Below are 13241 nucleotides of genomic sequence, written 5' to 3'. Positions count from 1 at the left end.
TTATAACATTCCTAACTCTAGCCGTGCTTCATCGGACATGCGTGACATATCCCACGCTGGCTCCCAGACCAGAGACACAACAGCGTAGCTGACACCAGGAACCGAGCCGACTTTCAGCTCAACCTCACCCGGCATGGATTCTGCCACCGGACAATGCGGTGTCGTCAAGGTCATGGTAACACGGGCACTTTGGTCGACTTTTACATCGACATCATAGATCAGTCCCATTTCGTAGATGTTTACCGGAATTTCAGGGTCATAAATTTCCCGTAGGGTATCAATGATACGTTCCTTAAGCTCTTCTGCTTCTGGGCTGGTATCTGATTCTGGCTCCGGCGCCGCGCTTTGCGCAGACGCTACGGACGGCGCAGTATCTGTGTCCTTTTCGGATGCGTCAGCTTTGTCATCCTCACCGCCATCCAGAAATTTATTCAGAAAATAGCCGCCGTCACCGTCTGTCACCGGGCGAGCGGTGGCAGTCTGTGGCTTGTTTTCTTCCGGATACTCTGCGGTATCGGTCTGAGGAGAATCCAAATTCATAATATCTCTTTTGCTGTTGGTCATCCAAAGATGTCCACTACTTTTTGTAAGCCTTCAACAAGACGATCAACATCGTCTGTTGAATTATAAATACCAAAACTTGCCCGCACTGTACCCGGTATATCAAACCGGTCCATCATGGGCTGTGCACAGTGGTGCCCGGCACGCACAGCAATACCTTGTCGGTCAAGGATGGTGCCTATGTCATGCGGATGGGCATGATCCATCACAAAACTGATAACCGAACACCGATCTTTTGCGGTGCCGATAAGGCGCAGGCTGTTTACCCGACCAAGGACAGCCATTGCATAGTCCGTGATAGCCTTCTCATGGGCTTCAATAGCATCAAAACCCACACTATTTATGTAGGATATTGCGGCCCCCATTGCAATACCACCAGCGATGTTTGGTGTTCCTGCCTCAAACTTATGGGGCAGGTCATTATAGGTGGTTTTTTCAATGGAAACGGTGCTGATCATATCGCCGCCCCCTTGCCATGGCGGCATCTTGTCCAGCAGGTCTTCCTTACCGTAGATAACGCCGATGCCTGTTGGCCCGTATGCCTTGTGGGCAGAAAAGGCGTAGAAATCCGCGTCAAGGTCCCGCACATCAATCTGGAAATGTGGTGCCGCCTGACAGCCGTCAATCAGTGTCAGCGCACCGACATCATGCGCCATTTTGATAATGTCTTTGACCGGGTTGATCGTACCGATACTGTTGGACACGTGCGCAACGGCAACCATTTTTGTTCGGTCGCTCAGCAGGGACTTATAAGCCTCCATATCAAGTGATCCGTCGTCAAGTACCGGGATCGCTTTGATTGTTGCACCTTTTTCCTCTGCCACCATTTGCCAGGGAACGATGTTGGAATGATGTTCCATCTCAGACAGGATGATTTCGTCACCTTCTTTCAGGAAGGCACGGCCCCAAGCCTGTGCAACCAGATTAATCCCTTCGGTGGCACCGCGAACAAACAGACATTCGCGCGTTGACCGTGCGCCGATGAATGCCCGAACTGTTTCGCGGGTGTTTTCATAAGCCTCGGTGGCGTCCTGACTGAATTTATAGACCCCGCGGTGGATGTTGGCATAATAGTGATGATACAGATCTACCTCTGCCTTGATCACACACTCCGGCTTTTGTGCACTGGCAGCAGAATCCAGAAAGACAAGCGGTTTGCCGTGAACGGTTTCCTGCAGGATAGGAAAGTCAGCACGAATTGCCGCAACATCAAGTTTGGGCAGGGTGTCTAGCTGGCTCACTGTGTACCCCCTTTGCTGCGTTCCTGCATCCACCGGGATACATTGTCCATCAGGGCATTGCGCAGATCATCATCCTCAACAGCAATCAAGGCATCGCCTGTGAAGGCTTCGACAAGCATTTGCTGTGCAGTGTCCGGATCAATGCCGCGGGATGTCAGGTAAAAGAGCGCACTTGTGTCAAGTTCGCCAACCGTTGCGCCGTGGCTGCATTTAACATCGTCTGCAAAGATTTCCAGTTCCGGCTTGGCATTGGCTTCGCCGGTACGGTCCAGCAACAGGGCTTTGAACGACTGATCCGCTGCAGTTTCCTGTGCATCCACAGCAACGGTAATTTTCCCCTGGAAAGAGGATTTAGCCCGTTTGTCTGCAATCGTGCGGTAGATTTGCTCGGATGTGGCACCGGGAATACGGTGATCAACACGCGTGATCGTGTCATGGCTCTGACCAGGTGCAGCCAGTGCTGCGCCGTTGATATCTGCATGGGCACCTGTTCCCAGAATGCGCGCAGTGATTTCGAGCCGTGACAAAGCAGCACCTGTCATAATGCTGGTGCCGCGGTAGGTCGCTCGTGCATCCAGATCGACATAGAGTTTACCTGTATGGACGGCATGCGATCCTTCTGACTGCATGCGGATATGGTCAAACCGGGCACCTTCGCCCATGCGAACCTGCATTACCGGATTGGACCAATAGTCTGTTGCGTCCCCGACATATTGTTCGATCAGGGTAAGGGATGCATTTTCCCCCAACTCAATCAGATGACGGGTGTGGGTGGCAGCCTTCGCGGAATTGGTGACCAGATTGATTAGTTCAACCGGTGCCGTTACATGCACACCTGCTGGCACGGAAATAACGATTCCGTCGCGCATCAATGCCGTGTTCAGATAATCCAGGGCATCAACGCCTTCTAGTAAGTCGTCTGCCCGCGCGGTATCAACCTGACAGTGATTGGTCAGTGTTTTCAGGCGTACACTGTCGGACAGGGTACCCAGATCACTTCGTTCCTCGGAAAACTGACCGTTAATAAAGACAAGGCGCGCCGCTGGTTTGTCAGCAAAATACTGGATCGGCATGTCGCTTGTTTGTGCTGCTTTCGATAAGGCAAAAGCGCCAGTGCGAAATGGTTTCAGGTCGCTGTAACGCCAGTCTTCATCCTTGGGCGTGGGAAGGCCAGCCGTAAGCGCCTTGTCCATCGCGGACCGGCGCAGTGCATCGGTGCAAGGAATAGCACCGATCACGGATTCAAGTTGGGATTGGTATGTTTCCAAAACTGTAGCAGTCATAAAAGAACTCCAGTATGCCGTGCATCATTATGCAACGTCGGCATATCCCTTTTCTTCCAGTTCCAGAGCGAGTTCAGGGCCACCGCTTTTCACGATCTTGCCATTTGCGAGCACATGCACAAAGTCAGGCTTCACATAATCCAGAAGACGCTGATAGTGGGTGATCAACAGTATAGCAGTATCGTCACGGCGCTGGGCATTAATGCCGTCTGATACAGTGCGCAGGGCGTCGATATCAAGGCCGGAATCAGTTTCGTCCAATACAGCAAATTTAGGGTCCAGAACGGCCATTTGAACCATTTCATTCCGCTTCTTTTCGCCGCCGGAGAAACCGACATTGACGAAACGTTTCAGCATGTCCATGTCCATTTTCAGATCTGCAGCTTTCACTCTAATCAGCTTCATAAACTCAGCCGCAGACATATCGTCTTCGCCGCGGTAACGGCGTACACCATTCAGCGCCGTACGCATAAAGTTCAGATTAGACACGCCAGGGATTTCCACCGGATACTGGAAGCCGAGGAAAATACCTTCGCCCACTCTTTCGTGTGCTTCAAGTTCCAGCAGGTCTTTACCGTCAAAGGTGATAGACCCACTTGTTACTTCATAGTTTTCACGGCCGGCAATCGTGCTGGCAAGAGTGGATTTTCCGGCACCGTTAGGGCCCATGATTGCATGAACTTCGCCAGCGTTAATTTCAAGGTTCAGGCCCTTGATGATTTCTTTGTCGCTGACATTTACATGTAGATTGTCGATTTTGATCATTCTTTATTATCCTACGCTGCCTTCAAGGCTGATGCCCAGCAGCTTCTGAGCTTCGACAGCAAACTCCATGGGGAGATGTTGCATCACTTCTTTACAGAAACCATTGACGATCATCGCTACGGCTTCTTCTTCATCCAGACCGCGTGACCGGCAGTAGAAGAGCTGGTCTTCAGAAATTTTTGAGGTTGTAGCCTCATGCTCGATCTGGGCGGATGGGTTCTTAACTTCAATATAGGGTACGGTGTGTGCGCCAGATGTGTCGGACACAAGAAGCGAGTCACACTGGGTATAGTTGCGGACACCTTCTGCGCTTGGCAGAATTTTCACCAACCCCCGATATGTATTTTGTGAACGACCTGCGGAAATACCCTTGGAAATAATCGTAGACCGTGACCCCGCACCCAGATGAATCATCTTGGTGCCTGTATCCGCTTGCTGATAATTATTGGTAACTGCTACCGAATAAAATTCCCCAACCGAATTTTCGCCGGTTAGAATGCAGCTAGGATATTTCCAGGTTATTGCAGACCCTGTTTCAACCTGTGTCCAGGAAATCTTACTGTTCTTGCCTTTGCAGTTGCCGCGCTTGGTTACAAAGTTATAGATACCGCCAACGCCGTCTTTGTCGCCGGGGTACCAATTCTGTACCGTTGAATATTTAATCTCTGCATCATCCAGCGCGATTAGTTCCACAACAGCCGCATGCAGTTGGTTTTCGTCCCGCATCGGGGCGGTGCAACCTTCCAGATACGATACGTACGACCCTTCATCGGCAACGATCAGGGTGCGTTCAAACTGGCCAGTGTTTTCCGCATTAATTCGGAAATAGGTCGACAATTCCATCGGGCAGCGTACGCCCTTGGGGATATAGACAAAGGTTCCGTCGGAAAATACTGCGCAGTTCAGGGCGGCAAAATAATTGTCACGCACAGGGACAACGCTTGCCAGATATTTTCTTACCATCTCCGGGTATTCGACAATCGCCTCGGAAATGGACATGAAAATCACGCCGGCTTTCTTCAGCTCTTCACGAAACGTAGTTGCCACAGAAACGGAATCAAAGACGGCATCAACCGCGACCTTGCGGGCACCTTCAACGCCTGCCAGTACCTTTTGTTCCTCAAGCGGGATGCCCAGTTTTGCGTAGATGCGCAATAGCTCCGGGTCCACCTCATCAAGGCTCTTGGGCTTGTCCTGGGACTTGGGCGCTGCATAATAATAGATGTCGTTATAATCTATTTTCGGGAAATTCAGCTTGGCCCAATCCGGTTCCTCCATCTTCAACCATTGATGATAGGCCTTCAGGCGCCATTCCAGCATCCATTCTGGCTCATTCTTTTTGGCAGAAATGTACCGAATGACATCTTCATTCAGCCCTTTCGGCGCCATTTCCATATCAATGTCAGAGGAGAAGCCGTACTTATATTCTTTAGTAGCTTCTTCAATCTGTTTTTTGGCTTCGACAGTGCCTGCCATTCCATAGCTCCATAAATTGAGCAGAACTCAAAAGTATTAGATAAAAATTGACCGCAACGGGTTAGATAGTTGCCTGACGCTGGCCTCTGTGTGGCTCAATCGCGAAAGGTGACATTGCGTCGGTATTGCAAATCTCTGAAAGTTTCACAGTATCCAGTGCTGAGCGGACCGTGTCATTGATCATGGCCCAGTGTGGTTTCATGTGACAAATGCTGCTGACCGTGCAGGCTTCTTCCGTACCATCAACACAGTGCGTAAGGGCGATGGGTCCGTCTACAGCTTCGATAATGCTGGCGACCGAAATGTCATCCCTTGATTTTGCCAGGCAAAACCCGCCTTTCAGCCCGCGGTGCGATTCCAAGAGGCCAGCACGTCCCAAGGCATTCAGAATTTTAGACACAGTGGGTAGCGGCAACCCGGACTGCCGGGAAAGCTCTTGTGCGCTGATTTTTCTGTCCAGACGCGCAATGTCCACCATCAGAATAACGGCATAGTCTGCAAGGTTGGTCAATTTAATCATCGGTTACATCCTTATGGCCATGTTTACTTATCACTAAAATATGACCAATTTAGTTAGATTTTCTATATGGTACCTGTCTGGCCTTGTGTCAATGCCATTCAGGACAAAGAATTAACCCCCGCCGATGGCCATAGTATGGCGACCACACTCAGTTGGCGCACAAAATGCGCTAAAATGTGGAAAAACACAAGGGACTCCTAATGAAAAACCGCAATTTGACGGGATTTACTAGCGGCGGCAAAACCCCTATATAAAACTTGGCGGGATCATCGAAGACAGGCAGGTAGGTTTATGGATATTGAAATCCTTGGAAAATATCTCTTCAAGGCGGCTTTTATTCGAAGTTTTGAACAGCGTCTGGCGCAATTCTCACAGAAGGGTTTGGTGCCGGGGCTTTTGCATCTTTGTCTGGGTGCAGAGGTGTTTGAAGTGATTCTATGTTCGAAACTGGATTCGTCCTGTGATCAGGTGACGGGCTCTCACCGAAGCCACGGTCTTGCACTGGCAATGGAGACTGATCCGGTTTCAGTTGCGGCAGAAATTCTTGGACTGGAAGCAGGTCTGTCCGCCGGCATTGGTGGTACGCAGCATCTGTTGGCCCCGGAAAGTGGTTTTCTTTCCAGCAATGGTATCGTTGGCGGACAAGTGCCGATGGCAGCTGGGGCGGCGCTTAGTGCAAAAGTGCGCGGTACAGGCGGTATTGCTGTAACGGTCTTCGGCGATGGCGCCTTTAATCAGGGCGCCATATCAGAAACGATGAATTTGGCAGCGGTTCTGTCCTTACCCGTTTTGTTCATCGTCGAAAATAATGGGCTGGGTCAGTCTACGGCGGCCGGGTATGCGACCGCAGGATCTGTGATTCAGCGGGTGCGCAGTCTTGGAATCGCTGCAGAGCGGGTCGACAGTAACGATATTGAGGCGGTGGACACAGTGACAGATACAATGACCGCATGGGTTAGGAACAATGGGTCGCCTGCCGTGATCGAAGCCCTAGTGCCGCGACTGGGTGGACATTATCATGGGGAAAATGAAGCCTATCTGGGCGATCAGAAAGTTCCGGACCCTCTCCATACGTTGGAGACAAAGGCACTGAACAGTGGTCTGGCAGAAGACCAGATACAGGATATTCTTTCCCGTGCCAGACAGGATGCAGACAGTGCGGTTGAACAGGCAGCAAAGCTTTATCCCGCAGGGGAAAGTCTGATGGCGAAATGGTCTGCCAAACTGCACTGGAATAGTGGTGTGGGTCTTCTTCAGGCCGGGGGGACAGATACATGACAGCGATTAGTTTTGGTGACGCCCTAAACAGAACCTTGCACGACTGTATGGCAGCAGATGACAGCATTATCATTGCGGGCGAAGATATTGCCGGCGGTGCAGGCATAGAAGACAGCGATGTTGAACTTGGCGGTGTTTTTGGGGTCACGCGCGGTCTTGCAGCCAGATTTGGAACCGGCCGCGTTCTGGATACACCGATTACGGAAAGCGCTTTTGTCGGGATGGGGCTTGGTGCCGCGGCCACGGGGCTGCGTCCGGTAATCGAAGTAATGTTCTGTGATTTCTTTGGCGTGTGCTTTGACCAGTTGATAAATCAGGCGGCTAAAATGCGGTTCCTGTCGAATGACCGGATTCAGTTACCGCTTGTGATTCGAACCACGATGGGGGCGGGTGACGGCTCTGGTGCCATGCATAGCCAGTCACTGCATGCACTGGTCGCCTCTGTGCCGGGTTTGCGCGTTGTTTGCCCCGCAACACCGGCGGACGCAGCAGGGCTGTTGAAAACGTCTATTGCGTCACCTGACCCTGTTATTTTTATGGAACATAAAGGGCTGTATGGTTTGACCGGTCCACTTCGGGAAGACGAAGACGGGCATATTGTTCCCATCCCGCTTGGCAAGGGACGGTATGTGCGGCGGGGTACGGATCTCACGCTGGTTGCGACAGGCGCCATGGTACAGGAAGCGGAAAAAGCTGCGGACATTCTGGCGGTACGGGGCATGCGCTGCGAGATTATTGACCCGCGCACCATTAGCCCGCTTGATATGGAAATTCTGATTGAAAGCGTGGCAGGGACAGGACGTCTTCTTGTCGTGGATGAAGGGGCTGCCTTTGCCGGATTCGCGGATGCTGTCGTGTCGAAAATATCACAAAAGGCGTTTGCGTTCCTGAAGTCAGCGCCCGTTAGCTTGACGCCGCCGCACACACCAGTGCCGTACGGTAGGGCGCTGGAGGCTGCATACTTGCCCAGTCATGAAAAGATTGTAGAGTGTGCGCTAAGACACTTTTCCAAATAAGGTCACATTCCACCTAGGGGGTATTATGCGTAAAATAAAGATATGGGATCTGGCGACACGGCTGTTTCACTGGTCGTTAGTGGTAGCCTTCGTTCTGGCGGCCTATTCGGCGTTTGAGGATAAGTTTGGCATGTATGCGGACATGCATCTTTATTCTGGCATAGCCGTTCTGATCCTGATTTCCTGGCGGATTATTTGGGGTCTGATTGGCAGTGACACAGCCCGCTTTTCTCATTTTGTGAAATCACCAGCCGCAGCCATACGCGCGTTTGGGTCGCTGGTGCGCCGGGAACCCTATTCAGAAGTGGGGCACAATCCTTTGGGGGGCTATGCAGTTATCTTGATGCTGGTTCTGTTGCTTATCCAGCCGGTTCTGGGGCTTTTTTCGTCGGATGATATGTTTTTCGAAGGGCCGCTGGTTAGCGCTGTTGACGGATCCCTATCTAACCGCGCAACAGAAATTCATGAATTGCTGGGCCTGTTTCTGATCGGTTTTACCATTTTTCATGTAGTGATGATTATGGTCTATGCGCTTTTGAAGCGGGTGGACCTGGTGCGGCCAATGATAACCGGTCGGGCGTACAAACCTGATACAGAGGACCAGCCTGTGGTCCGGTCACAGATACTTGCTTTTATCCTGTTACTTGTGGTCGGAAGCGGGGTGTGTTTGTCTGTTTTCTAGGTGATATAAGTGTGCAACTGACATGAAAAAAGGGGCCACTGGGCCCCTTTTGTTTTGCAGTATTAGCTAAATGCCTGCGCGATCTTAGTGTTCTTCGCGGTAATCGTCGTGGCAAGCCTTGCACGTGGACATTGTGCTTTTAAACGCCGCTGCTTTAGCTGCCATATCACCGTCAGATGCGGCGTGTAAAGCGTCCGCGCTTACAACAAATTCGTCCAGCTTTGAGGAAAAATCATCCCAGTTTTTCCAAGCGGCGTCTTTAGTCTCACCGCCAGCAACTTTTTGCTCAAAAGCCCATTTGGAGCCGTGTGCGCTTGCAGCTAAGACTTTGGCGTGTACTTCGAAATCTGCTGCATTGCCTTCACCCTTCATAATCGCGACGAGCGATCCAGCAGCATCCTTAATCAGTTCCATAGCATGATGGCGGTATGCCAGCGTTGGATCTTTCTTTTCCTGGGCAATAGATGCAGTGGAAATGCCAGCAAGTACAGAAGTGGCAACCAAAAGAGACAAGGTTTTAGATTTCATTAGATGCTTCCCCATTAATGTTTGAAAATATTTCGAACTGTATCCTATGAGCTGATTAAGGCAAGAATTCGAAAATAGATTTTTTGTGATCAGTTCGAGTCGCAACCGATTCATACGCGTCGCGACTCTGAAAATTAGCGAATCGGTGCGCGCTGTTGCTGTCTGCGGTCACGGCGCGGTGGCTGTGCCTGATAGGCCTCAGCACAGTGTGCAGCACAGTAAGGCATGCCTGGCTCAGAAGACTTTCCGCAGAAGTGGAAGTCATCGTCACCGGGGTGACCATGTGGCCACTTGCACATGCGGTCTGTCAGGTCAAGAAGGGTGACAAACTTGCTGGTTTCCTTCTTAACAACCTTCTTCGGGGCCGCTTTTGGCTTGGTTTTATCGGACTTTACCGGCGATGGGCGTGATTTCAGGCCCAAACGATGTGCCTTGCCGATCACGGCATTACGGGTCACACCTTCGGCCAGTTCTTTTGCAATTTGGCTGGCGCTAAGTCCGCTGTCCCACAGCTCCTTCAGCTTTTCAATTCTTTCATCAGTCCAGGCCATTTTCCCATCCTTCACATATTCTTTATACTTCCGGGCTACCCGCCGCAGAATTTTTCTGTTTATATCGCTCCAAGGGGGTCCTTGCCAAGGACTCTTGTAATTTATTATAGAAATAGCCCGTCGGCAGCATTTCATTTTTACGGAGATTAGCACGTGTCAGATACTTTCAAGAACGCCCAGCAACTACCTGGCCGGTCAATCGGTACGGTGAACTGGCTTGGTTTATACACTCTCTATTTGAAAGAGTGCCGCCGTTTCATGAAGGTGTGGGCACAGACACTTGCGGCCCCAGCGGTGACGACAGTGCTTTTTATGGTGATTTTCTCTCTGGCGCTTGGCGGGCAGGGCAGAATGGTCGCGGATATGCCGTATGCTCAGTTCCTGGCGCCGGGCCTGATTGTGATGGCTATTTTGCAGAATGCGTTTGCCAATACATCCTCGTCCATATTGATCGCAAAGGTACAGGGCAATATCGTTGATACGCTCATGCCGCCGCTTAGTGCGCTGGAACTAACAGCCGGGTTTGCAGTCGGGGGTATCACGCGCGGTATTCTTGTGGGGCTGTCTGTTGGTATCGCCTTTATCCTGATGCCGGGCGTTGACATGTCGATTGCGCATTTGTGGGCCGTTATTTATTACGGCCTGGCGGCAAGCATGATGCTGTCACTGGCGGGTATTCTGACAGGCGTATGGGCGGAAAAGTTTGATCATTCCGCTTTCGTAACAAATTTCATCATTGCCCCGCTAAGCCTTTTGTCTGGGACTTTTTATTCCATTAGCCGTCTGAGTGAAAGCTGGCAGTTTTTCTCGCACCTGAACCCGTTCTTTTATCTGATTGACGGGTTTCGCTACGGGCTGATTGGGCGGGCAGACAGTGATTTGATGGTAGGTGTTACCTTCACCCTTGTTCTGAATATTATCCTGATGTTCGCTGTCTATTTCGTCTTCAAAAAAGGGTACCGGTTGAAGGCTTGATGGACCGAAAGGATAAGTCACTTCCCGGGGGTAGAAAATTTTCTGTTCAGGCAATTGACTTGCTGTTGCCGTAGGGGCATCCTCGCTTTCAATTCAAGGAATAAGCCGGTGTGTTAAGTGCACGCCGGCTGGCCTTTTTCACACAGGTACTTACGCAATAAGACCGTCTTTATATAGGGAGCCAGAAGATGTCGTCCAACCCTGAATCAGCAATGCTGCCAACCTACCGCAGAATGCCTGTTGCCTTTGAGCGCGGGGAAGGCATGCGTCTGTTCGATGGTGATGGTAAATCGTATCTGGATTTCTATTCCGGGATCGGTGTTATGTGTCTGGGGCATTCTCATCCTACGCTGGTCAATGCTCTCAAGAATCAGGCTGAAAAACTCTGGCATGTGTCAAATCTTTACCAAATTCCGGAAGGGGAAAGACTGGCAGCGCGTTTGGCGGATGTAACATTTGCTGATTATGTCTTTTTCACCAATTCTGGCGCAGAATCGATTGAATGTGCCATCAAGATGGTCCGCAAGTACCACAATGATAAAGGTGACAAAGGTAAATACCGGATGGTTACCATGGCCTCTGCTTTCCACGGCAGAACGCTGGCGGGGATTGCTGCGGCCGGTCAGGAAAAGCTTACCAAGGGGTTTGAACCCCTGCCAGACGGATTTGATGTAGTACCTTTCGGCGATCTGGATGCGGTGAAGGCTGCGATTGGTCCCAATACCGGCGCCATAATGGTTGAAACGGTACAGGGTGAAGGCGGTATTCGCCCGTTACCTGTTGAAACACTGAGGGCCCTGCGTCAAATTTGTGACGACCATGGCCTGTTGCTCGTATTTGATGAAATTCAGTGTGGTATGGGCCGCACGGGTAAGCTTTTTGCCTATGAATGGGCCGACATTACCCCGGACATTGTGACCTGTGCCAAGGGTATTGGCGGCGGCTTCCCAATGGGAGCTTGTCTGGCGACCAAGGAAGCTGCAAGTGGCATGACAGCCGGCACCCACGGAACTACCTACGGCGGCAACCCGCTGGCGATGGCGGTTGGTAATGCGGTTCTTGATGAAATGTTGAAGCCCGGCTTCCTTGACCATGTGCAGGAAATGTCGTCGCTTCTTCTTGGGCGCCTTGGCGCCTTGCAACAGCGCTACCCGGATATGATTGCCGAGGTTCGCGGCACAGGGTTGATGGTTGGTATCAGAACCCCCGACATTGAACCGCGTCTGGCTGTACCTGATCTGGTATCACGTGGTCTATGCGCTGCGCCTGCAGGTGAGAATGTAATTCGTATGTTGCCGCCGCTGATTCTGACAGAAACAGACATCGACGATGCAATGGAAATTCTAGATAAGGCCTTTGCCGATTGGCAGAGTAATGGGGCCCCAACCGGATAAGTAAAATGACACAAACAGTAAGACACTTTCTTGACCTCAAAGACCTGACTTCTGAGGAACTGCGGCATATTCTTGATACGGCGAAAAGCTGGAAGCAGGCCCGTCAGGGGCGTCCGAAAGGGGCACTCGATACAGGTGCACCGCTTACTGGTCATGCGCTCGCAATGATTTTTGAGAAATCATCAACACGGACCCGTATCAGTTTCGAGATGGGGATGCAGCAACTTGGCGGCAGCAGTCTGATCCTTCAAAGTGACAGTATGCAGCTTGGCCGCGGGGAAACGGTTTCCGATACGGCAAAGGTGCTTAGCCGGATGGTGGATGCGATTATGATCCGTGCCAACAGCCATGATGCAGTGGTTGAACTGGCTGAGGAGGGGACTGTCCCTGTAATCAATGCCCTGACGGACCGGTCACATCCATGCCAATTGATGGCAGATATTCTTACGTATGAAGAGCATCGTGGCTCGGTTGCGGGCAAAAAATTTGCTTGGGTCGGCGACGGAAATAACGTTGCAACGTCTCTTATCGAAGCGGCAGTACGGTTCGACTTTGAACTGGTTCTTGCATGCCCTGAGATATACGCGCCTGACGCGGATGTACTTGCATGGGCTGCGTCAGAGGGCGGTAAGGTTCGCTATACGACTGATCCGAAAGAGGCAGCTACGGGCGCAGACTGTATTGTTACCGACACGTGGGTTTCCATGGGAGACAAAGACGCTGAGGAGCGTCATAAAAACCTTGCACCGTATCAGGTGAATGCAGACCTGATGGCGCTGGCGGCGGCGGATGCGCTCTTTATGCACTGTTTGCCGGCACACCGGGAAGAAGAAGTGACGACCGATGTAATCGATGGTTCGCAGTCAGTAATCTGGGACGAAGCAGAAAACCGCCTGCATGCGCAAAAAGCAGTTCTTGCATGGTGTTTGGGTAAGATATAAATACAGCACAAACCAGCAGGATAGCAGTGC

At 51.2% G+C, this 13241-nt stretch carries 14 protein-coding genes; 6 read left to right on the top strand and 8 right to left on the bottom strand.

Annotated features, from left to right (window positions below; genetic code table 11):
- The 6 genes from IE181_RS01865 to IE181_RS01840 all read right to left on the bottom strand — a co-directional run bounded on the left by IE181_RS01865 (position 1) and on the right by IE181_RS01840 (position 5846).
- Entirely contained in the window at positions 1 to 540 is a 540-nt protein-coding gene (locus tag IE181_RS01865; RefSeq protein ID WP_191249855.1) for an SUF system Fe-S cluster assembly protein, read from the bottom strand.
- 20 nt (positions 541 to 560) lie between these two features.
- Positions 561 to 1802 carry a cysteine desulfurase gene (locus IE181_RS01860; protein WP_191249854.1) on the bottom strand — a complete coding sequence of 414 codons (1242 nt, stop codon included), beginning with the start codon at positions 1800 to 1802 and terminating at the stop codon, positions 561 to 563.
- Entirely contained in the window at positions 1799 to 3085 is a 1287-nt protein-coding gene (gene sufD, locus IE181_RS01855) for a Fe-S cluster assembly protein SufD (RefSeq protein ID WP_191249853.1), read from the bottom strand. The genes IE181_RS01860 and sufD overlap by 4 nt, the downstream gene beginning before the upstream one ends.
- 27 nt (positions 3086 to 3112) lie before the next feature.
- Entirely contained in the window at positions 3113 to 3850 is a 738-nt protein-coding gene (gene sufC, locus IE181_RS01850) for a Fe-S cluster assembly ATPase SufC (protein WP_191249852.1), read from the bottom strand.
- Between the two features lie 6 nt (positions 3851 to 3856).
- Positions 3857 to 5326: a Fe-S cluster assembly protein SufB gene (gene sufB, locus IE181_RS01845; protein WP_191249851.1), complete on the bottom strand. Its 1470-nt coding sequence runs from the start codon at positions 5324 to 5326 to the stop codon at positions 3857 to 3859.
- A gap of 61 nt (positions 5327 to 5387) precedes the next feature.
- Entirely contained in the window at positions 5388 to 5846 is a 459-nt protein-coding gene (locus IE181_RS01840) for an SUF system Fe-S cluster assembly regulator (RefSeq protein WP_191249850.1), read from the bottom strand.
- A gap of 291 nt (positions 5847 to 6137) precedes the next feature.
- On the opposite strand from IE181_RS01840, the gene IE181_RS01835 reads away from it, so the two are divergent.
- The 3 genes from IE181_RS01835 to IE181_RS01825 are packed head-to-tail and all read left to right on the top strand — an operon-like array spanning position 6138 to position 8822.
- Positions 6138 to 7124, top strand: a complete 987-nt coding sequence (locus IE181_RS01835) for a thiamine pyrophosphate-dependent dehydrogenase E1 component subunit alpha (protein ID WP_191249849.1) — start codon at positions 6138 to 6140, stop codon at positions 7122 to 7124.
- Positions 7121 to 8140, top strand: coding sequence for an alpha-ketoacid dehydrogenase subunit beta (locus tag IE181_RS01830; protein WP_191249848.1), 1020 nt, complete (start codon positions 7121 to 7123; stop codon positions 8138 to 8140). The genes IE181_RS01835 and IE181_RS01830 overlap by 4 nt, the downstream gene beginning before the upstream one ends.
- Before the next feature lie 25 nt (positions 8141 to 8165).
- A complete protein-coding gene (locus IE181_RS01825) occupies positions 8166 to 8822 on the top strand; it encodes a cytochrome b/b6 domain-containing protein (protein ID WP_191249847.1) in 657 nt (218 codons plus the stop codon).
- 84 nt (positions 8823 to 8906) lie between these two features.
- Here IE181_RS01825 and IE181_RS01820 read toward each other — a convergent pair whose 3' ends face one another.
- Together IE181_RS01820 and IE181_RS01815 are read right to left on the bottom strand one after the other, a co-directional pair.
- Positions 8907 to 9350 carry a c-type cytochrome gene (locus tag IE181_RS01820; protein WP_191249846.1) on the bottom strand — a complete coding sequence of 148 codons (444 nt, stop codon included), beginning with the start codon at positions 9348 to 9350 and terminating at the stop codon, positions 8907 to 8909.
- A gap of 134 nt (positions 9351 to 9484) precedes the next feature.
- Positions 9485 to 9901, bottom strand: coding sequence for a GcrA family cell cycle regulator (locus IE181_RS01815; RefSeq protein WP_191249845.1), 417 nt, complete (start codon positions 9899 to 9901; stop codon positions 9485 to 9487).
- A 153-nt stretch (positions 9902 to 10054) separates the two neighbouring features.
- Here IE181_RS01815 and IE181_RS01810 point away from each other — a divergent pair, with 153 nt between their 5' ends.
- The 3 genes from IE181_RS01810 (at position 10055) to argF (ending at position 13211) form a co-directional block, all read left to right on the top strand.
- Entirely contained in the window at positions 10055 to 10876 is an 822-nt protein-coding gene (locus IE181_RS01810; RefSeq protein ID WP_229819080.1) for an ABC transporter permease, read from the top strand.
- 188 nt (positions 10877 to 11064) lie between these two features.
- Complete coding sequence (locus IE181_RS01805) at positions 11065 to 12270, top strand: aspartate aminotransferase family protein (protein WP_191249844.1); 1206 nt, start codon at positions 11065 to 11067, stop codon at positions 12268 to 12270.
- 5 nt (positions 12271 to 12275) lie between these two features.
- Entirely contained in the window at positions 12276 to 13211 is a 936-nt protein-coding gene (gene argF / locus IE181_RS01800; protein ID WP_191249843.1) for an ornithine carbamoyltransferase, read from the top strand.
- Positions 13212 to 13241: the final 30 nt, after the last annotated feature.

Source organism: Kordiimonas sediminis, assembly GCF_014656395.1.
GTDB lineage: Bacteria > Pseudomonadota > Alphaproteobacteria > Sphingomonadales > Kordiimonadaceae > Kordiimonas_A > Kordiimonas_A sediminis.
This window is presented reverse-complemented; position numbering and strand designations above follow the sequence as displayed.

Bases quoted from the DNA above. Each gene is read 5' to 3' on its own strand.
- IE181_RS01865 (WP_191249855.1), bottom strand. From the start codon at position 540: ATGAATTTGGATTCTCCTCAGACCGATACCGCAGAGTATCCGGAAGAA.
- sufD (WP_191249853.1), bottom strand. From the start codon at position 3,085: ATGACTGCTACAGTTTTGGAAACATACCAATCCCAACTTGAATCCGTG.
- sufC (WP_191249852.1), bottom strand. From the start codon at position 3,850: ATGATCAAAATCGACAATCTACATGTAAATGTCAGCGACAAAGAAATC.
- sufB (WP_191249851.1), bottom strand. From the start codon at position 5,326: ATGGCAGGCACTGTCGAAGCCAAAAAACAGATTGAAGAAGCTACTAAA.
- IE181_RS01840 (WP_191249850.1), bottom strand. From the start codon at position 5,846: ATGATTAAATTGACCAACCTTGCAGACTATGCCGTTATTCTGATGGTG.
- IE181_RS01835 (WP_191249849.1), top strand. From the start codon at position 6,138: ATGGATATTGAAATCCTTGGAAAATATCTCTTCAAGGCGGCTTTTATT.
- IE181_RS01830 (WP_191249848.1), top strand. From the start codon at position 7,121: ATGACAGCGATTAGTTTTGGTGACGCCCTAAACAGAACCTTGCACGAC.
- IE181_RS01825 (WP_191249847.1), top strand. From the start codon at position 8,166: ATGCGTAAAATAAAGATATGGGATCTGGCGACACGGCTGTTTCACTGG.
- IE181_RS01820 (WP_191249846.1), bottom strand. From the start codon at position 9,350: ATGAAATCTAAAACCTTGTCTCTTTTGGTTGCCACTTCTGTACTTGCT.
- IE181_RS01815 (WP_191249845.1), bottom strand. From the start codon at position 9,901: ATGGCCTGGACTGATGAAAGAATTGAAAAGCTGAAGGAGCTGTGGGAC.
- IE181_RS01805 (WP_191249844.1), top strand. From the start codon at position 11,065: ATGTCGTCCAACCCTGAATCAGCAATGCTGCCAACCTACCGCAGAATG.
- argF (WP_191249843.1), top strand. From the start codon at position 12,276: ATGACACAAACAGTAAGACACTTTCTTGACCTCAAAGACCTGACTTCT.